The sequence below is a fragment of the Bacillus sp. AFS041924 genome, assembly GCF_002577195.1.
Taxonomy (GTDB): Bacteria; Bacillota; Bacilli; order Bacillales; family Bacillaceae_G; genus Gottfriedia.
The window spans coordinates 104,516-122,920 of the sequence record NZ_NULG01000007.1 but is presented as its reverse complement, the minus strand read 5'-3'; the positions used below and the strand labels follow the sequence as shown (position 1 = coordinate 122,920).

Sequence of the window (18,405 nt, the reverse complement as noted above, 5' to 3'; positions counted from 1 at the left end):
AGGCTACAGATAAATTTATGCTTTGCAGAAACTCAAATCGTTATACCAAAAAAAGGCAGGAAAAGCAGAGGATACTAAGAATAAGTACTTTAATGTCTATTAAAATCAATCTAGCTCTTAATTTGTCGAAGGATTCTATCTTGAAACTTACGTTTACGTAAGATTTATAATAAATCTATAGCTTAAAGGAGGAGGGAATATTGAAGTTTTATTCGATTCGGGAGTTGACTAATGAATTTAATACGACTCATCGAACCCTGAGATATTATGAGGAAATCGGATTAATACACCCTACGTATACAGAAAGTGGTAGAAGAAAGTATTCTCAAAAAGATCGTACACGTCTTTATTTAATTCAAAGAGGGAAGTATTTAGGGTTTAATTTGCAAGAAATAAAAGAAATGATTGATTTATTTACGGCTGATCAAACAGGTAAAAAACAATTACAGAAAACAATTGAATATGGAAATCAGAAGATTGTAGAGATCGATGAAAAAGTAAACGAGCTCCTCCAACTAAAAGAAGAAATCAGAAAAATGAAAAGTAAGCTTGAACGGAATTTATTAGAGATTTAATAAATAGAGGCAGGTGGGAGATTTAATGAATTTTTATAAAGAAGATCTTAATCTACAAATGATTTTAAGGAAATTCTTAAATGAAGATTTTTTTGCATGGGCTAATAGTGAATTAGAGGAATTTGGAGAGCTTTGTGCGAATGAAATTGATCAGCGTGCGATTCATACAGATCGAGAAGGGCAACCACGATTAATCAAGTATGATGCATACGGTAATGATATTTCACATGTTTGGGTAAATGAAGGTTATAAGCAAACTGTTAAGGATACTTATAATAGAGGGATTGTTGGCTATCTCCATAAACCAATTCCAAAGCTAGGGATTATAGGAAATTATATATATTCCTATGCGCAAGGCTACTTATTATCACAAACTGAGGCTGGTTTTTATTGTCCGGTTACGTTATCAATGGCTGCCACATTTTTAGTTGAAAGATATGCAGATGAAGCATTGAAAGAGAAATATCTCCCTCATTTATTATCGACCGGTGAAACAGAATTATATGAAGGAGCGACTTTTTTAACTGAGAGACAGGGCGGTTCAGATGTTGGAGCCAATACAGTTAAAGCAGTTAAAGAAGGAGATTACTATCGAATTTATGGAGAAAAATATTTTGCTAGTAATGCAGGCCAGTGTGGTATTACAACGATATTAGCAAGAATTGAGGGGGCGCCTTCTGGAAGTAAAGGCTTAAGCTTATTTTTAGTTCCTTGGAAGAATGATGATGGAACAAATAATGGATTCACGATTCGTCGTTTAAAAGATAAGTTAGGTGTCAGAGCGGTTCCGTCAGGAGAAATTGAGTTTAACGGAGCGAAAGCATTTCTAATTGGAGATCCTTCTAGAGGAATTAACTATATGATGGAAGCATTGAATTTATCTAGAATATGTAATGCTGTAGCCTCCGTTGGAATAATGAGAAGGGCCTATATAGAAGCGAAAAAATATGCTGGAAATAGACCTGCATATGGACAATTACTTACAACGTTTCCAATGATTCAAGAGACACTATCAAAACTTGGATCAATTCAAGAAGTACAAACAAGTGCAGTATTTAATCTAGTCGCTTTATACGATCGAGTTATCGGTAAAGAAAATGGAACAAAAGAAGAACAAGCACTAGTCAGACTTTTAATTGCTATCTTAAAAATGCGCACAGCTGAAGAAGCGATACATTTCTCACACGAGGCAATAGAAATGCACGGAGGTAATGGATATATAGAAGATTTTGTTACACCTCGCCTCTTAAGAGATGCTCAAGTACTTACAGTCTGGGAAGGAACAGCTAATATTTTAGGTTTAGAGATTTTAAGACTGTTTAAAAAGATGAATGGTTACGCAATTTTTAAATCATATATTGAGGAAAAACTAATAGAGGTACCCAAAACATTAGTTGATGAAAGTAAAATTGTAAGGAAAAAGCTCGATGAATTAAATGAAGTTGTTCAATATGTATATACTTTGGATGCTAATACGCAAACATATTATGCTAAGAAAATAGCAAATAAAATGGCAGATTTGGTTGAAGCTGTTACTGCTCTTGAAGATGCGAAAGATCATATTCGAAAAGAGTATATTGCTAAAGTAATGATCCATGAACGTTATTTTAAAGATGATATAAATAAAGAACAAATTCATTTAAAGTATTATGATGAAATTGTTAATAATAAGGTTTCGATAAATAAATGATATCAAATTAGTGTTGATTCGTTTAAGTAAAGAAATAAAAAAGCAGACTGACTTCTACAATTAAAGAATGCCAGTCTGCTTAATCTTGCCTACCATAATGTAGGCTTTACCACCATAAATAATAGCATCACCATCAAAAGTATGATATAAATCCAAATAGATCGGCGAAGCAACTGAATCAAGATGCTCTGGTCTTGGTCTGGTTGACTAAATTTCCTAATTGTCGGCGAGAAGGCTCTAGCAAGAAAAAATAATGAACTCACCAAAAGAAGAATAGTCATCACGATCCAAGATGTTTTCCATGACCATGAGCCTGCCAGTACCAATAAGACTCCTGACAAAACAAGCACATGCCCGGCATGCTTAGCCAATCTGACAGCAAAACGGAACACATCCAGATAACCTTGTTGTATCGTGGACTCAGAGGTATGCAATTTTTTGAGTAAAGGAATCAATACAAAAAAAGGACCAATCGATAAGATTACACTAAAAATATGTATATAAAGAAGTAATCGATATAGCATATCCATTTTTATATCCAATCAATCTTGGATGGGGCGAAACTCATGAACCCATACCCTCATTTTTGGCAGCCAAGGCATACCTGGGTGGATTGACAGGATCGATTGTTTATACTCTTCTACATTCGTATAACCTTCTTGCCTAGCATCCTCATCGGTCAATTCACCAAGAGATTGCGAATAAACCCGTTCAACAACATACTGGCGATTTTGAAGACTCATCACTTCCCCAATATCTGCATATCTCCCATTGCGACGAGTAGCCGTTTTTTGTCCGTTCAGCACTTTTTCGATATCTTCCACTTGCGTGATCAGGCGTTCAATTGTACATGTTTTTGGCGGTAAAGCGTTAGTTTCATTCTGATTTGTCATCTGTGCAATCTTCCTTTTCCAATTCAATTTTCAACCACAGGTTCATCTTATCATATAGCTTCCCACAAACAATGGATAGCTATTAATAATATCCTTGCCCAAATAACACAGCGACATAAAAAATTATGTTACTAATCAATTGAAGATTAATCTTTTTAGGCATAAGAAAAGTCCCTTCAGAAACATTATCTTAAGGGAGTTTTGAATAACGATAAAGGCTTTAATTTCTATGGTTAGTTGCCTTCGTCTTCCTACTTTTTCAACATATTAATCTTGTAATTCTTGTGAAACAGAAGTAGTTTCAAAATGAGTAAAAGAATAAAACACTGTTAAGATAAGCAGCAGGCTAGAAATGATAATTACTGGAAAGAATGATGATAGTAGTTTCGGAAATCGCTCGTTTAACAACATAGTAGAACAAAATATTGTCGAACAAGTTAATAACAATAAACAAATTAATAACAAAGATCGTGCCTCTGATATTGAAAGCATGACAACAATCATACTACCCATCATACCAGCCATCATTCCTGTGAATATTCCCTCAAGTAGTGCAAGGAAATGCAATCTCCAGCCGATGCATAATCCAATCAGTGCAGAGACCGCCATAGAAATCAGTAAGGAATGGAAAAATTGTTGTTGATTGGAAAGGGTAATTAGCACACCTATTGTTAAACCAGTAGTCATACTGATCGTCATCATATACATCATTTGATGCATGTGGTCATTTTTAGTTGGTTTGAGATAAATCGAAATGAGCGTTATAAAGAGCATTATGCTAATACATACCCAACTGATGAACATATTTGATACCCCCTAACTATTTGCTTTATATCATCATATGGACAACTTAAAATAAATAGAATAAAAAATTGACACCTATACCCCCTACGAGTATATAATAATGGTGAGGTGATAAAATGGAAAATTGCCATGATGATCAAATGGTTCCTAGAAGTGAAGACGAAATAAATGACTTAATGAAGCGTCTTCGTAGAATAGAGGGGCAAGTAAGAGGGATTCAAAAAATGGTCGAAGAGGACCGTTATTGTATAGATATATTAACGCAAATAATGGCAATTGAAGCTGCTATGAAAAAAGTAAGTTTCTCATTAATTGAAAGACATGCGAATCATTGTATGGTGAAAGCAGTTAAAGAAAACAATGGTGAAGCATCGGTAAACGAATTAATGGAGGTTATTAAGCGCTACGTAAAATAAGGGGGTTGATCAATAATGAATGAAGCAAAGCAGTTAACCCTTGGTATTGAGGGGATGACTTGCGCCGCATGTGCAACCCGAATCGAAAAAAGCTTAAATCGAATGGATGGCTTAAAAGCAAATGTAAATCTTGCATTAGAAAAAGCCACTATACTATATGATAAAGGACAATATCAAACTACTGATTTAATCGAAAAAATCCATACGATTGGTTACGAGGTTGTATTAGAAAAAGTTACATTAAATATCGAAGGAATGACATGTGCTGCCTGTTCGGCCCGAATTGAAAAAGTAATAGGTAAAATGGATGGAGTTGTAAAAATTAATGTAAATCTAGCTATGAATATAGCTACGATTTCCTATTTGCCTGAAGTGCGCTCAGTTCAATCAATAATAGATAAAATTAGTCACATAGGCTATGAGGCATCTATAAAAAATGAAGATGAAGTTAAAGAAAAGGACTCAACAAGAATCAAACAGATTCAATTAATCGTTTCAATCTTGCTTTCTCTTCCATTATTGTACTCTATGGTATCACATCTTCCATTTAGTACGAATAGTTGGATGCCACATTTATTCATGAATCCGTGGTTCCAATTACTGTTTGCGACTCCTGTTCAGTTTATGATTGGTTGGCATTTTTACGTTGGAGCATTTAAAGCAATTCGAAATTATAGTGCAAATATGGATGTACTCGTAGTACTAGGAACTTCAGCTGCTTATTTTTATAGTTTAGTTGAGTCGATTAAGACAATTACGAATAGTGCGTATATGCCACATCTTTATTTTGAGACAAGTGCAGTTTTAATAACATTAGTCTTGCTTGGTAAATATTTTGAGCACATCGCTAAAGGAAAAACTACCGAGGCAATTTCTAAACTAATGGAATTACAAGCAAAGGAAGCAACAGTTTTAGAAAATGGAAAAGAACTATACGTACCATTGGAAGCTGTAAAAGTTGGAGATTTACTTCTAGTTAAACCTGGAGAGAAGATTCCTGTCGATGGAGTTATAGTTTCGGGAGTTTCTACAGTCGATGAATCAATGATTACTGGAGAGTCTTTACCAGTTGATAAAAAGGCTGAAGACAGTGTAGTTGGAGCAACTGTAAATGGAAATGGTATTTTAACAATAAGAGCAAAAAAGGTTGGTAAAGACACTGCGCTAGCCAATATTGTGAAAATAGTTAAAGAAGCTCAAGGTTCGAAAGCTCCTATTCAAAGACTAGCCGATCGAATTTCGAATCTATTTGTTCCAATTGTAATTGGGATTGCGATCTTAACATTTATTATTTGGTTTTTCGTAATAGATCCGCAAAATTTACCTAAGTCGATTGAAGTAGCTATTGCTGTTTTAGTCATTGCATGTCCTTGTGCACTAGGTCTAGCTACTCCGACTTCGATTATGGTTGGAAGTGGAAAAGGTGCAGAAAACGGTATTTTGTATAAAGGTGGAGAATATTTAGAAACTACACAAAAAATAAATGCAATCATTCTTGATAAAACAGGAACGATTACAAAAGGAAAGCCCGAAGTAACAGATATCATTAATTTAAAACAACGAGAAGATTTTTTGAAGCTTGTTGCAAGTGTAGAGAAAATGTCAGAGCATCCTTTAGCACAGGCTATTGTCCAATATGCTCTTAAACAGGATGTGCAGCTGACAGATCTTACAGCGTTTATTGCTATACCTGGACATGGGGTAGAAGCAATGATTGATAATCAGAAGGTGTATATCGGTACTCGAAAATTAATGAAAGATAAGAAGATTGACTTTTCTTCTGTTGATGAACAATTAATAGCATTTGAATCGGCTGGAAAGACAGGCATGCTAGTAGCAATAAACGATGAATTAGAAGGAATGATTGCTGTCGCCGATACCATTAAAGAATCTTCAAGAAATGCCATAAAAGCATTAAAGGATTTAAAAATAGATGTATTTATGGTAACAGGTGATAATAGTCATACGGCAAAAGCGATTGCTGATCAAGTTGGGATCGAAAATGTATTTGCTGAAGTTTTACCAGAGAAAAAGGCAGATATAGTAGCTAATCTACAAAAACAAGGGAAAATCGTTGCGATGGTTGGAGACGGGATTAATGATGCGCCAGCTCTAGCGAAGGCTGACATTGGAATGGCAATCGGTACTGGTGCAGATGTAGCGATTGAAACAGCGGATGTTACATTAGTAGGCGGCGACTTATCGCATATTCCAAAAGCTATCGCATTAAGTAAGAAAACAATGAAAAATATTCGCCAAAATTTATTTTGGGCGTTATTTTATAACAGTTTAGGTATACCGATTGCTGCTTTAGGCTTATTACTGCCTTGGATTGCGGGTGCTGCAATGGCATTCAGCTCTGTATCGGTAGTCTTAAATGCATTAAGATTAAAACGCATAAAACTTTAGGAGGATTTAAGTGATGGAAACAATTTTAAAAGTAAATGGTATGACATGTGGACACTGCAAGGCTGCAGTTATGAAAGCTGTAGAAGGAGTGTCTGGTACAAATAATGTAATCGTAAGTTTAGAAAATAAAGAAGTAACATTCAATTCTTCAAACGATGAAACAATTGAAAAAGTGAAAGAGGCTATTGAAGATCAAGGTTACGATATCGTTTAATTAATGATATATAAATAAAGTGGATGTGCCATAATGCTGTATTAATGTTGGAAGAACAGTTATTGAATTTCCAATTGATGAAGAGTCTAGCTTTAGCGGGAACAGCAGGACAAGAGTCCAAGTAATTTAAATGAGTTAATTATAATTGTCCCTTTCTAAGACTAATAAAAACAAAAATTATTAGTCCTCGAAAGGGACTTCTTCTATTCTATTAAAATTTTACGATAGATCTCTTTAGCAACAGCTGGTTCTTTTGTACCGTGAATAATTGCTCGACCGTCTTTAAATAAAACAATTCGGTGATTTTCAAAGGTACATGCTAATAAATAAGGATTCACAATCAAATCATTTACTACCCTTATTAATCTTTTAGAAAGGTCGCGTAGTGACGGAACTTTAATAGAAGATAAACTCAATTGGACAGCATCTCTTCCACATAATACATATGACTTCATTTGATAATCATCGTTTAAATATGGATAACTTCTGATAGGACCACAAGTTGGGCAATTATGATTCTTTAATTTTTCGATGTTTATATCAGACTTTTCATGCTTCCAAACATCAATCGATTGTAAGATTGGTAAAAGTTCATTGTTCGTAAGGTATTGCATGGCATATGTGACTTGGTACGCAGCAATCATTTGTACAATTGGACTGATTACTCCTACTGTGTCACAAGTCATATTTAAAGTTGGTATATGATTTAATAAACAGTTAAGACAGGGAGTTTTTCCTGGAATAATTGGAAATGAAAGACCATAGCTTCCAACACATGCACCAAAAATGAAAGGGACTCCGTGTTTAATTGCTGCGTCATTAACAACCATTCTAGTTTCAAAGTTATCTGTGGCATCTAGTATAATGGTTTGATCTTTAATAAGTTCTTCAATATTAAGACTAGTAATATCAGTTATAAAACTATTAATTGTTACTTCACTATTTATTTGTTGAAGTCGATTTTTTGCTGCAATTACTTTAGGCAGTTTATTTCTAGCATCCTCTTCCATATAAAGAGATTGCCTTTGTAAATTACTCCATTCAACATAATCACGGTCAACAATTGTTAGATCTCCTATGCCAGCCCTTACAAGCATTTCTGCAATTGACGAGCCAAGTGCACCAACACCAATAATAATGGCACGTGCTTTTTGGAAGTTTAATTGACGATCTGTTCCTAGAAATAATTCTTGTTTTGCATAACGGTTTATCAAGAATTCACCAACCCTGTGATTGGACTACTAGCTACACCATAATTTTTTTCGTCAATTCTTCCAGCTTCAAATCCAAGTCTACCCGCTTCAATAGCAAGCTTCATTGCAACTGCCATTTTTACAGGATCCTTTGCGTTAGAAACCGCAGTGTTTAAAAGGACCCCATCGGCACCTAACTCCATTGCATATGCAGCATCCTTTGGCGAACCAATCCCAGCATCTACTATGACAGGTATATTTGATTGCTCAATAATAAATTTAAGATTTAATGGATTAATAATCCCTTTTCCAGAACCAATTGGGGATGCACCTGGCATGATCGCATGTACACCAAGTTCTTCTAGCCTTCTTGCTAACACGACATCATCAGAAGTATAAGGTAACACAATAAATCCTTCATTTAATAGAATTTCTGATGCTTTCAATGTTTCAATTGGATCAGGCAATAATGATTTGTCACACCCAATTACTTCTACTTTTATCATATCGCACAGGCCTGACGCTTTTGCTAATCTTGCAATTCTAACAGCCTCTTTGGCAGTTTTAGCACCAGCTGTATTTGGCAATAATTTATATTTTGATAGATTTAATTGTTCTAGAAAATTAGGTTGTGATTCCTCAAAAATATTCATTCTTCTAACAGCGAAAGTAAGGATCTCAGCTTTCGAAACTTCGACTGCTTCTTTTTGTACTTCAAAAGAAGGGTATTTACCTGTTCCTAATAATAATCTTGAGTGAAATGAATGATTTCCTACTTTTAACATAATTAGCCTCCACCTACAAAATGTATTAATTCTACCTGATCTCCGTTAGAGAGATGAGTTAAAGCATACTGCTCTTTATAAATAATTTCTTCATTAACCTCAACAATAACGATTCGGTTTTCTAACTGGTAATCATTAAGTAAATCTTGAATTGTAAAGGTTTTACCCGAAATTTCTATGTTCTTTCCGTTTAACTTTATTTCCAAGTTTTTTACACCTCACAAACATTAAATTTACGACTAATTTTAAATGCCTCGACCCAGTTATGATCAACTTCTCTTTTTAGAATCAAATCTCGAATTAATTTACCAGTCGCTGGTGCTAGCAAAATCCCATTCCGAAAATGTCCTGTGGCAAAAAAGATTTCTTCATCTTCAGGGTGCATGCCAATAAGAGGATTATGATCTAGTGTTCGAGGCCTTAGTCCCGCCCAAAATGAATCAATTTTCATGTCTTCAATTTCGGGAAGCATTTTTTTAGCATTTTGTATTAATGATTCAATGCCACCTAAGCTAGGGTTTTCATCCCAGTCGTTATCAACCATCGTAGCCCCGATGACAAGACGACCGTCATTTCTTGGAACAATATAGTTTTGTTCATGAAAAAGAGTATGCTTTAATGCTACCTTTTCACTTTTTACGGAAATGCATTCGCCTTTAACAGGAATAATTTCATGATTTAACCCTAGCTGTTCAAATAGCGCATTACTCCAAACGCCACTTGCTACTACGATTTTTTTTGCTTCAAATTCACCGTTTGTTGTTTTAATTAAATAATGTGTATCAGTTTTTTGAATCCCAAATACATGTGTATATTCGAAAATAGAAGCCCCTAAAATCTGAGCGCTTTTGGAAAATGCATTACAAACAGAAACAGGTAATACATTAACATCATCCTCAATATAGGCTGCGCCAATTATGTTTGGATGGATACCGGGGATTTGTTTTTTTAACTCCGCATGGTTATACCAAAGTGCTGAAGTTTGAGTGAGTAGTGGTGTTAGTTGTTTTTTTTCTAAATCTGTATAAGCTAGTTTGAAAATACCACCTTTTTTAAGTTCTATATCAATACCGCTTAATTCTTTCAACTCTTCTTGAAGGTGAAAATAAGTTAATTGGCTGCTTCTAGCAAAAGTAAAAAATGACTCGGACTGATCCCACTCAGAATGGGCACCGAGCATCCCAGCAGCTGCCTTTGTTGTTTTCTGTCCGACTTGCTGTCCTTCTAAAACTGCGACATGAATGTTTTCTTTAGCTAGATAATAAGCAACGGAACAGCCTATAATGCCACCTCCAATTACGACAACATCAAATCTCTTGTTCATAAGTCAGTTTGCACCTTTCAAAATATTGCAGCGCTGCATCTAATGGGTTTCGAGAAGAGAAGATTCCAGACATAATAGCTATACCATCAAGATTGTTCTCCTTTAGAACTTGGATATGTTCAGGTAGGATCCCGCCGACTGCATATATTGGTATTGTTAGCGTTTTTTTCATTTCTGGAATTAGTTCAATTCCATTTGGAGTTAATCCATCTTTACACTTTGTTTCAAAGCAATGACCGTAAATAACATAGTCAGCTTTTTCATTTTCAGCCTGTATTGCTTCAGTAAGGGTGTGGACCGATTTCCCGACTCGTAAATTAGGAAAATATTCTTTTACATCAACAAGAGGAAGACCATGTCCTGGTAAATGTATATTTGATAGATTTGAGAAAATAGCTATATCTAAACGGTCATTTAAAACGATTTTTTTCATATCTACATTGTTCATTTTTAGTAGATTTAAGAGTGCTATTAGCTCAATTGGTTTTTTTGATTTCTCGCGAATATGTACATAGTCGACTACATCGATTATTTGAATAATTTTGGAAGCGAGTACTTCGATTGAGTGCTGATCATCTGTAATTGCAATAAGCTCCATGTCCCAGCCTCTTTCTTTTGCGAAATTTTTTCAAACAAAAAAACCACTTTCCAAAAAAAGAAAGTGGTTACATGCACAAAAAATAAATAGAGAATGCGCCACTTTCCTACGCAGGTACTAGCCTGTTCAGGTTTTGAGGGTTTAAAAGTAACTACTCTATTCTCAGCCCTTATCAAGGGATCCCCTAGTGATGAATTTGTATGAAAATTAATCTTAGCATAGCATATAAAAAATAATATTCAATCCTAAAATTTTTTTATGAGCCAAAATATTTACCATAAATTGGGCTTAAAGCATTATGAAATCAAGCATTTATGCAAGTAGTAAAATGCTAATTTTTTTTGAAATTAACATTTCTGTAAAAATTTAGGGAATAAAAAACATTTACATTTTAAAAATGTGGGTTTATATTTAGTTTGAACAATTTAATCGTTTGACTAGGGGTGTCCAATTAGTTGGGCTGAGAGAGAAACACGTTTAAGTTTCTTAACCCTCAGGACCTGATCTGGTTCATACCAGCGTGGGGAAGTTAGAAATTTCTCATTAATGATGTCACCATCGTTAATGTAGTTTTGCTAACATTTAGCCGGGTCTTAATAAAATAAGATCCGGCTTTTTTCATGCTTATAATGGATTGGATTTCGTCCTTTTTAAATCATTTAAAAAGGGGAATGAAATCAAATGAACAATTCTGTAAATGAAATGAATTTTTCCATCATGTCTAGTTTTTCTGGTAGTAGAAAGGTTTATGTTGAAGGATCTAGACCTGATATTAAGGTGCCGATGCGTGAGATTCAATTAAGTCCAACAACGGGCACTTTCGGTGAAGAAGAAAATGCACCAGTTAGAGTCTATGATACTAGTGGACCTTACACCGATTCAGCTAGCTCAGTTGATATTCGCGAGGGGCTTAAGCCAATTAGACAAAACTGGGTGATCGAGCGAAATGATGTTGAAGAATATGTAGGGCGTGAAGTAAAGCCTGAAGATAATGGCTATAAAAAAGAATCAGATAAACATGAAGTTGAAATCTTTAAAGGGTTAAAAAGAAAACCGTTGCGTGCAAAAAATAACGGAAATATTACTCAATTGCATTATGCACGTAAAGGCATTATTACTCCTGAAATGGAATTTATTGCAATTCGAGAAAATATATCAGCTGAATTTGTTCGTGATGAAGTTGCAAGAGGAAGAGCGGTCATTCCATCGAATATTAATCATCCAGAAAGTGAGCCAATGATTATCGGTCGTAATTTTCATGTGAAAATAAACGCCAATATAGGTAACTCAGCTGTTACATCCTCAATTGAAGAAGAAGTAGAAAAAATGACATGGGCTACTCGTTGGGGAGCTGATACGATGATGGATCTTTCAACCGGCAAAAATATTCACACAACACGTGAATGGATTATCCGAAACTCTCCGGTACCAGTAGGGACAGTTCCAATTTATCAAGCACTTGAAAAGGTTAATGGAATTGCAGAAGACTTAAGTTGGGAAGTGTTTAGAGACACTCTAATCGAGCAAGCAGAACAAGGGGTAGACTACTTTACGATTCACGCAGGTGTATTATTAAGATACATTCCATTAACTGCAAAACGAGTGACAGGAATCGTATCTCGTGGTGGGTCTATAATGGCTCAGTGGTGTCTAGCTCACCATAAAGAGAATTTCCTATATACTCATTTTGAAGAAATTTGTGAAATTATGAAGCGCTATGACGTAACATTCTCTTTAGGAGATGGCTTACGCCCAGGTTCGATCGCCGATGCAAATGACGAAGCACAATTTTCGGAATTAGAAACACTTGGAGAGCTAACAAAAATTGCTTGGAAACATGACGTGCAAGTTATGATTGAAGGACCGGGACATGTTCCAATGCATTTAATTAAAGAGAACATGGATAAGCAATTAGAAATTTGTCAAGAAGCACCTTTTTACACATTAGGTCCACTAACGACTGATATTGCACCAGGTTATGATCATATAACATCAGCAATAGGTGCAGCAATGATTGGATGGTTTGGTACAGCGATGCTTTGTTATGTAACTCCGAAAGAGCACTTAGGTCTTCCAAACAAAGAAGATGTTAGAGTAGGGGTAATCACATACAAAATAGCCGCTCATGCAGCTGATTTAGCAAAAGGTCACCCTGGAGCACAAAAAAGAGATGATGCACTTTCAAAAGCTAGATTTGAATTTAGATGGCGCGATCAGTTTAATCTATCGCTTGATCCTGAAAGAGCAATTGAATATCATGATGAAACATTACCTGCAGAAGGCGCAAAAACAGCCCATTTTTGTTCAATGTGTGGTCCAAAATTCTGTAGTATGAGAATCTCACAAGATATTCGAGACTTAGTAAAACAAGAAGAACTTGAAAGTAAAACAATTATTGATGAAGGAATGAAAGAAAAAGCACTTGAATTTAGAAAAAACGGCGGAGAAATCTATCAATAAGGGTGTGAGCCTTATATGAATAGGGTAGAAGAAATCAGAAAAGAAATAAAGCAATTAGAAGGGAACATGAAACAGTTAAAAATAGAACTGAAAACCATTCAAAAAAATTGCGCACACGAATTTCAGCAGAAAGATACGATACAAGAATGCCTTAAATGTAGTTTAATTGAAAGTTTAAGTTGGTAATTTTGGTATACAAAACAAAAACAACCCCCGAATTTTGGAGGTTTGTTTTTGTTTATATATAGGTTAGATTTAATGCTCCGACAGACTATTGATCGGAACATCTTCCTCTCGATCGGGTTGGCCGAGCGGATAGATTCTAGCAATTTCATTTGTTTCGTCAACATGTTGAATATAAATTGGCACTCCATTGTATGTAACATTAGCCATTTCAGGTGAAGACGCAATTTCTTGAGCGCGTTGTTTATTCATACGTAACCTCCTCTAAATTAATAATTGAAACCTAACATATTATTAACTGAGGAGTAGTTGGGTATTCATTCAAAGTATGAATTCTATTTCATTTAAAAAAGTTTAATGAAAATATCATGAACAGGGCAATATCGATTTAATTAAACAATAAAAATGAAATCGATAATGTCTAGCTGTGGTCAATTTTTTCGGGAAATTAAAATCTTAAGAATTAAATAAAAAATGAAAAAACTGTTGACTTTTTCATTTTTACATATAAAATAATCATTAATAAAATGTTTCAGAGATGTGACAACAAAACGACTGTGAAAGGACGAGTAGTAGTAGGACGTAGACTAAGCGAGTCAGGGGTGGTGTGAGCCTGATACGAAGCCTGTTATGAAGAACCTCCTGGAGTCGCTGACCGAAATCCTTTAGGGGAAAGTAGACTTAGCCGTGATCTTCGACGTTACAAGAAGAGCAGTATCGAGATCTCTCTAATCTCCGTACTGAGTAAGTGAGCAACCTCTGTTGCTAATTTGGGTGGTACCGCGGAACCAAAGTCTTTCGTCCCAGTTTTTTGGGAAAGAAGGGCTTTTTTTGTTGGCTTTTTTCTACTACATCCAAACATTTTAGGAGGAAATAGGCATGTATCAATCATTAATGACAGTAAGAGAGACACAAATCGCAATTAAGGAAGTTAAAACATTTTTTGAGGATCAATTAGCAAAACGTCTTGGAATGTTCCGCGTATCTGCACCATTATTCGTAACGAAAAAATCAGGTTTAAACGATCACTTAAACGGTGTAGAACGCCCAATTGAATTTGATATGCTTCATTCAGGAGAAGAGTTAGAAATTGTTCACTCACTAGCAAAATGGAAACGATTTGCACTGCATGAATATGGTTACGAAGCTGGTGAAGGTATATATACAAACATGAATGCGATTCGCCGTGATGAGGAGCTTGATGCTACGCATTCAATTTACGTTGACCAATGGGATTGGGAAAAAATTATTCAAAAAGAATGGCGTACAGTAGATTATTTACAAGAAACCGTACGAACAATTTATGGAATCTTCAAAGATTTGGAAAATCATTTATTTGAAAAATATCCGTACCTTGGGAAGTATTTACCAGAAGATATCGTATTTATCACATCCCAAGAGCTAGAAGATAAATACCCAGACCTAACACCGAAAGATCGTGAGCATGCGATTTCAAAAGAGCAAGGTGCAGTTTTTATTATTGGAATCGGTGATGTACTTCGTTCTGGTGAAAAACATGATGGACGCGCAGCTGACTATGACGACTGGAAATTAAACGGAGACATCTTATTCTGGCATCCAGTATTGCAATCTTCATTTGAATTATCTTCAATGGGTATCCGTGTTGATCGTAAATCACTTGATGAGCAGTTAACGAAGACAGGTGAAGATTTCAAACGCGAGTATAACTTTCATAAAGGTATTTTAGAAGATGTTCTCCCACTAACAATTGGTGGTGGTATTGGGCAATCAAGAATGTGCATGTACTTCTTACGTAAAGCGCATATTGGTGAAGTTCAATCATCTGTATGGCCAGATGAAATGAAAGAAGCATGTAAGAAGGAAAACATACATTTGTTTTAAGAAATGGCTCTGTTAAAGTAAATTGTTGATTTTTGAACAAAAAATATGACCACAAAAAATTGTGGTCTTTGCTTTTTTTATTCAACTGAAGCACTGCGTTCAATAAGAATTCATTTAATTTCTTTCCTTAATTGTTAATTTCTTTCTCTTTCAGATAATTGTCATATGCATCTTTTACTTTATCAGATTTTGGTGCTATTTTTGATAGTCTATTGCTTAAATCGTTAAGAAGATATAACCCTCTAAACAAGGAACCAACGACTATTCCGAAAGCTATAATACCTCCAACTAATGGTCCCATCATTAGAAGAAGATAACCTAAGATAGTTGCTAAAACTATTGATAAAAACAATTTCATAAGAACGCCCCTTTATTCGTGCTATTCAACAAATGCATGCATTAGGTTAATAACTCCTAACCAATATTAGTCGAATAATACATTCCAATTATAATTATCATAATCACCACTATAGCTAAAAGAACACGTTTCATCTTCAAGCCCCCGTTCTTTGATTTAACTGCTTGTACAGTATATTTCTATTCATTAATTTAATTTTCCTTGTTTTACTAAACTGCCATTCGTTCAATAAGAAAAAGCGATCTTCTATTGAAGTATCGCATGCGTTAGCCATCCATGAATCCTTAAATTCACAACAGTGAATGGAAGTTTATATCGTACTCCCATGGTAGTTTAATAAGCTGAACATTGATTAAATGATAGATACAACTTAGTAACTAATTACTTATTTAACATTTTTATATATTTAATCATTAAGACATTGAAATATATTTCTGTTCCAACAGAAGTAACTAAATCGAACCAGTTGGTCTCATTTAAAGAAATTGAAGGATCAATATAAGGTAGAATTAAATAACCGACAATCAGAATAACCGTAACTAGGACAAAAAAACGGAGTGTGAGTGGAAGATACAAACTAAAATAGCGAAAGACAAATTCCTTCCCATCTCCTCGTTGATTTATTTTATATGCTAAATAAATTCCAACTAGATTGATAACCAGAAAACTAATCATATCAATAATATCTAAGATGTTAAAAGTTTCAGTTAACAATAATAACGGATAAGCTAGTAAAACTATTGCGAATAAAGAAATACCTATTATTTTATGGTATCTTTGTGACTTACTAGACAGACTCTCTTCTTTTAAAGCTTGAACGAGCCCTTTTACATTCCAAATGTACATATGTAATCCCCTTTATAATGTCTAAAAAATCATATCCATTATATCACGGACATAGAAGTGAAGAATGAAGTAGAACTTATGTAACGAACGCATGCGTGTGCCATCCATGAATCCTCAGATTCACAACAGTGAATGGAAGTTTATATCGTACTCCCATGGTAGTTGAATAAGCAAGAAAATAAGTTACTGCTTCATCATGAAAAGAGGCATAAAAAAACTTGGATTATCCAAGTTTTTGTTGGTGCTTATAGACATAAAACTTTTCTGCGAAATAACTAACAACTAAACCCGTAACAATTGGAAGCAAAGACCCAACTGAGATAAAGAAGCCACTTTCGTCATTAGTATATTCGTAGTTAAGCATTAATATCGGAATAGAAAATAAATGCCCAATTGCGAATAGTAAGCCCGTTATTAAAATTAACGAACCAAAAGAAACACCCAATCTCTTTAATAATTTCATTCAAACACCTCCCGATATCCACTACTTTTTATTTATCATAGCATGAATTAAACAAGAAAATGTTAAATTATGGAAATTTAAGAATTATCTTGATTAAATAATTTGTAAATTAGCACAATAAAAAAAGATCGACTAAAATGTCGATCTCTTGATTCAGAATATGCAAACTTGTATTGTATAAAATATTCAATTTTTCGTTCTTAAGTTATCCAATAAGCCATTGTCATTAATGAGTTTGATTACCGAGATTTTTCCTTTATCTTTTGAATAGAAGTAGACTTTGCCTTCTACATTTGCATATTTTTCTTCATCTTCATTTTTCTGATAGCCGACCTCTGCTATAAAGGTATAACGAGTTGAATCTTTATCACTTTGCTTAATTGAAATCTTCTTAAGACTTAACTTATAGCCATCATCGTAAGCAAAATTCGAATATTGACTAAGAATTGTTGAAACGAAGGGATCGAGAAAAGAATCTGCAATGTATGGTCCGTATACCTCTGCTACATATTTATCGAACGTTGGGTTTTCTTCTTTATTATTTACAACAGTCTTATATTTAGGATTCCACATTAAATCTATAAGCTTCTTATCTGGACCAGTAAATAGGTGCTCAAGAACTTTTTTTATTGCTTTCTTAGATGTTAAAGAAGATGATGCTTCAGTTGATTGCTCATTTTGTTGTTTTGTTGTATTGCTAGAATCGGAACAGGCTGTAAGTATCATTGTAACCATTAGTATAATAGATAATTTCCTAATCATAATTTATTCTCCTTTTAATTAAATTCCACTCTCTCATCCCCATTTAAGATAATTTACTTCGATTGTAATTCCAATATTTTACAAATATTTTAACTGCTATTATTAATTCTATATTAAAGATAATAGTCCTTTTTTTCTTCAACTAAACTACCATAAGAAAATCAATAATCTTTTATAACAGAGACACCCATGCTAATAAAAATTTGCACCATGGCGCATGTAAATATAGTGCCGTGCCCATAACGTTAGTACAGTGATTATTACCAGAGGTCGGTTAGGATTGATGTCTTGAACTCGCAACAGAGACGGACCCCGAAAAGCAAGTTTTATGGTTAATTTTCAGGGTAGCCTAAGAAAAATAAGACCTCTAAATAAAAGCATGAATCTATACCAAGAAGAATGCAATAACAGCAAAGGTTAACTACTAAAAATTAGAAAATTAATCCGATTGTAGTTAATTCAAGTAAAAATCATCTTAGAATATAGGATGTTTTTTTATACTTTTCAAATAGAAAGCAACATACGATTATATCAAAGGAATAAATAATAAAATGTTCAGAAGTTTTGAT

General features: G+C 34.4%; 20 protein-coding genes, 2 riboswitches and 1 other annotated feature. Of the genes, 7 read left to right on the top strand and 13 right to left on the bottom strand.

Features of this window, described 5'->3' with window-relative positions:
- The first annotated feature begins 200 nt into the window (after positions 1 to 200).
- Both COC46_RS02630 and COC46_RS02625 read left to right on the top strand, forming a co-directional pair.
- Positions 201 to 575 carry a MerR family transcriptional regulator gene (locus COC46_RS02630; protein ID WP_098808223.1) on the top strand — a complete coding sequence of 125 codons (375 nt, stop codon included), beginning with the start codon at positions 201 to 203 and terminating at the stop codon, positions 573 to 575.
- Between the two features lie 25 nt (positions 576 to 600).
- Complete coding sequence (locus tag COC46_RS02625) at positions 601 to 2,265, top strand: acyl-CoA dehydrogenase family protein (protein ID WP_098808222.1); 1,665 nt, start codon at positions 601 to 603, stop codon at positions 2,263 to 2,265.
- Positions 2,266 to 2,354: 89 nt separating this feature from the next.
- Here COC46_RS02625 and COC46_RS22530 read toward each other — a convergent pair whose 3' ends face one another.
- The 3 genes from COC46_RS22530 to COC46_RS02610 all read right to left on the bottom strand — a co-directional run bounded on the left by COC46_RS22530 (position 2,355) and on the right by COC46_RS02610 (position 3,962).
- Positions 2,355 to 2,789 carry a hypothetical protein gene (locus COC46_RS22530; protein WP_098808313.1) on the bottom strand — a complete coding sequence of 145 codons (435 nt, stop codon included), beginning with the start codon at positions 2,787 to 2,789 and terminating at the stop codon, positions 2,355 to 2,357.
- Positions 2,790 to 2,807: 18 nt separating this feature from the next.
- Positions 2,808 to 3,158 carry an ASCH domain-containing protein gene (locus COC46_RS02615; RefSeq protein WP_098808221.1) on the bottom strand — a complete coding sequence of 117 codons (351 nt, stop codon included), beginning with the start codon at positions 3,156 to 3,158 and terminating at the stop codon, positions 2,808 to 2,810.
- A gap of 267 nt (positions 3,159 to 3,425) precedes the next feature.
- Positions 3,426 to 3,962 carry a hypothetical protein gene (locus COC46_RS02610; RefSeq protein WP_098808220.1) on the bottom strand — a complete coding sequence of 179 codons (537 nt, stop codon included), beginning with the start codon at positions 3,960 to 3,962 and terminating at the stop codon, positions 3,426 to 3,428.
- A 116-nt stretch (positions 3,963 to 4,078) separates the two neighbouring features.
- Between COC46_RS02610 and COC46_RS02605 the strand changes: the two genes are divergently transcribed.
- From COC46_RS02605 to COC46_RS02595, 3 genes are read left to right on the top strand one after another with little or no spacing between them, the layout of a single operon-like run.
- Positions 4,079 to 4,378 carry a metal-sensing transcriptional repressor gene (locus COC46_RS02605; protein ID WP_098808219.1) on the top strand — a complete coding sequence of 100 codons (300 nt, stop codon included), beginning with the start codon at positions 4,079 to 4,081 and terminating at the stop codon, positions 4,376 to 4,378.
- Between the two features lie 15 nt (positions 4,379 to 4,393).
- Complete coding sequence (locus tag COC46_RS02600; RefSeq protein ID WP_098808218.1) at positions 4,394 to 6,787, top strand: heavy metal translocating P-type ATPase; 2,394 nt, start codon at positions 4,394 to 4,396, stop codon at positions 6,785 to 6,787.
- 13 nt (positions 6,788 to 6,800) lie between these two features.
- On the top strand, positions 6,801 to 7,001 hold the full coding sequence (locus COC46_RS02595; protein ID WP_098808217.1) for a cation transporter: 201 nt from the start codon (positions 6,801 to 6,803) through the stop codon (positions 6,999 to 7,001).
- Between the two features lie 203 nt (positions 7,002 to 7,204).
- On the opposite strand, the gene COC46_RS02590 is transcribed toward COC46_RS02595, so the two are convergent.
- The 5 genes from COC46_RS02590 to COC46_RS02570 are packed head-to-tail and all read right to left on the bottom strand — an operon-like array spanning position 7,205 to position 10,901.
- Positions 7,205 to 8,215, bottom strand: coding sequence for a ThiF family adenylyltransferase (locus COC46_RS02590; protein WP_098808216.1), 1,011 nt, complete (start codon positions 8,213 to 8,215; stop codon positions 7,205 to 7,207).
- On the bottom strand, positions 8,212 to 8,979 hold the full coding sequence (locus COC46_RS02585) for a thiazole synthase (protein ID WP_098808215.1): 768 nt from the start codon (positions 8,977 to 8,979) through the stop codon (positions 8,212 to 8,214). The genes COC46_RS02590 and COC46_RS02585 overlap by 4 nt, the downstream gene beginning before the upstream one ends.
- A gap of 2 nt (positions 8,980 to 8,981) precedes the next feature.
- Positions 8,982 to 9,185, bottom strand: coding sequence for a sulfur carrier protein ThiS (gene thiS / locus COC46_RS02580; RefSeq protein WP_098808214.1), 204 nt, complete (start codon positions 9,183 to 9,185; stop codon positions 8,982 to 8,984).
- A 5-nt stretch (positions 9,186 to 9,190) separates the two neighbouring features.
- The gene (gene thiO / locus COC46_RS02575) at positions 9,191 to 10,303 is read right to left on the bottom strand and encodes a glycine oxidase ThiO (protein ID WP_098808213.1); all 1,113 of its coding nucleotides are present in this window, start codon (positions 10,301 to 10,303) and stop codon (positions 9,191 to 9,193) included.
- Positions 10,287 to 10,901 carry a thiamine phosphate synthase gene (locus COC46_RS02570; protein ID WP_098808212.1) on the bottom strand — a complete coding sequence of 205 codons (615 nt, stop codon included), beginning with the start codon at positions 10,899 to 10,901 and terminating at the stop codon, positions 10,287 to 10,289. Before COC46_RS02570 ends, thiO begins: the two co-directional genes overlap by 17 nt.
- Positions 10,902 to 10,987: 86 nt before the next feature.
- Positions 10,988 to 11,097: riboswitch (TPP riboswitch) on the bottom strand.
- 233 nt (positions 11,098 to 11,330) lie between these two features.
- A riboswitch (TPP riboswitch) is annotated at positions 11,331 to 11,445 on the top strand.
- A 137-nt stretch (positions 11,446 to 11,582) separates the two neighbouring features.
- Here COC46_RS02570 and thiC point away from each other — a divergent pair.
- Complete coding sequence (gene thiC / locus COC46_RS02565; RefSeq protein WP_098808211.1) at positions 11,583 to 13,361, top strand: phosphomethylpyrimidine synthase ThiC; 1,779 nt, start codon at positions 11,583 to 11,585, stop codon at positions 13,359 to 13,361.
- A gap of 255 nt (positions 13,362 to 13,616) precedes the next feature.
- On the opposite strand, the gene COC46_RS02560 is transcribed toward thiC, so the two are convergent.
- Positions 13,617 to 13,796, bottom strand: a complete 180-nt coding sequence (locus COC46_RS02560; protein WP_098808210.1) for a small acid-soluble spore protein H — start codon at positions 13,794 to 13,796, stop codon at positions 13,617 to 13,619.
- A gap of 296 nt (positions 13,797 to 14,092) precedes the next feature.
- Positions 14,093 to 14,353 (top strand) — a binding site (T-box leader).
- Positions 14,354 to 14,423: 70 nt separating this feature from the next.
- On the opposite strand from COC46_RS02560, the gene asnA reads away from it, so the two are divergent.
- Entirely contained in the window at positions 14,424 to 15,407 is a 984-nt protein-coding gene (gene asnA, locus COC46_RS02550; RefSeq protein WP_098808209.1) for an aspartate--ammonia ligase, read from the top strand.
- 127 nt (positions 15,408 to 15,534) lie between these two features.
- Here asnA and COC46_RS02545 read toward each other — a convergent pair whose 3' ends face one another.
- The 4 genes from COC46_RS02545 to COC46_RS02530 form a co-directional block, all read right to left on the bottom strand.
- Positions 15,535 to 15,765, bottom strand: coding sequence for a hypothetical protein (locus COC46_RS02545; protein WP_098808208.1), 231 nt, complete (start codon positions 15,763 to 15,765; stop codon positions 15,535 to 15,537).
- A gap of 381 nt (positions 15,766 to 16,146) precedes the next feature.
- Entirely contained in the window at positions 16,147 to 16,611 is a 465-nt protein-coding gene (locus COC46_RS02540; RefSeq protein WP_098808207.1) for a hypothetical protein, read from the bottom strand.
- Between the two features lie 223 nt (positions 16,612 to 16,834).
- The gene (locus tag COC46_RS02535; protein WP_098808206.1) at positions 16,835 to 17,074 is read right to left on the bottom strand and encodes a hypothetical protein; all 240 of its coding nucleotides are present in this window, start codon (positions 17,072 to 17,074) and stop codon (positions 16,835 to 16,837) included.
- Between the two features lie 186 nt (positions 17,075 to 17,260).
- Entirely contained in the window at positions 17,261 to 17,836 is a 576-nt protein-coding gene (locus COC46_RS02530; RefSeq protein ID WP_098808205.1) for a hypothetical protein, read from the bottom strand.
- Positions 17,837 to 18,405 lie beyond the last annotated feature (569 nt).

Bases quoted from the DNA above. Each gene is read 5' to 3' on its own strand.
- COC46_RS02625 (WP_098808222.1), top strand. From the start codon at position 601: ATGAATTTTTATAAAGAAGATCTTAATCTACAAATGATTTTAAGGAAA.
- COC46_RS02560 (WP_098808210.1), bottom strand. From the start codon at position 13,796: ATGAATAAACAACGCGCTCAAGAAATTGCGTCTTCACCTGAAATGGCT.
- COC46_RS02535 (WP_098808206.1), bottom strand. From the start codon at position 17,074: ATGAAATTATTAAAGAGATTGGGTGTTTCTTTTGGTTCGTTAATTTTA.
- thiC (WP_098808211.1), top strand. From the start codon at position 11,583: ATGAACAATTCTGTAAATGAAATGAATTTTTCCATCATGTCTAGTTTT.
- COC46_RS02595 (WP_098808217.1), top strand. From the start codon at position 6,801: ATGGAAACAATTTTAAAAGTAAATGGTATGACATGTGGACACTGCAAG.
- COC46_RS02600 (WP_098808218.1), top strand. From the start codon at position 4,394: ATGAATGAAGCAAAGCAGTTAACCCTTGGTATTGAGGGGATGACTTGC.
- COC46_RS02585 (WP_098808215.1), bottom strand. From the start codon at position 8,979: ATGTTAAAAGTAGGAAATCATTCATTTCACTCAAGATTATTATTAGGA.
- COC46_RS02570 (WP_098808212.1), bottom strand. From the start codon at position 10,901: ATGGAGCTTATTGCAATTACAGATGATCAGCACTCAATCGAAGTACTC.
- COC46_RS02615 (WP_098808221.1), bottom strand. From the start codon at position 3,158: ATGACAAATCAGAATGAAACTAACGCTTTACCGCCAAAAACATGTACA.
- COC46_RS22530 (WP_098808313.1), bottom strand. From the start codon at position 2,789: ATGCTATATCGATTACTTCTTTATATACATATTTTTAGTGTAATCTTA.
- COC46_RS02605 (WP_098808219.1), top strand. From the start codon at position 4,079: ATGGAAAATTGCCATGATGATCAAATGGTTCCTAGAAGTGAAGACGAA.
- thiO (WP_098808213.1), bottom strand. From the start codon at position 10,303: ATGAACAAGAGATTTGATGTTGTCGTAATTGGAGGTGGCATTATAGGC.
- COC46_RS02530 (WP_098808205.1), bottom strand. From the start codon at position 17,836: ATGATTAGGAAATTATCTATTATACTAATGGTTACAATGATACTTACA.
- asnA (WP_098808209.1), top strand. From the start codon at position 14,424: ATGTATCAATCATTAATGACAGTAAGAGAGACACAAATCGCAATTAAG.
- COC46_RS02540 (WP_098808207.1), bottom strand. From the start codon at position 16,611: ATGTACATTTGGAATGTAAAAGGGCTCGTTCAAGCTTTAAAAGAAGAG.
- COC46_RS02610 (WP_098808220.1), bottom strand. From the start codon at position 3,962: ATGTTCATCAGTTGGGTATGTATTAGCATAATGCTCTTTATAACGCTC.
- COC46_RS02545 (WP_098808208.1), bottom strand. From the start codon at position 15,765: ATGAAATTGTTTTTATCAATAGTTTTAGCAACTATCTTAGGTTATCTT.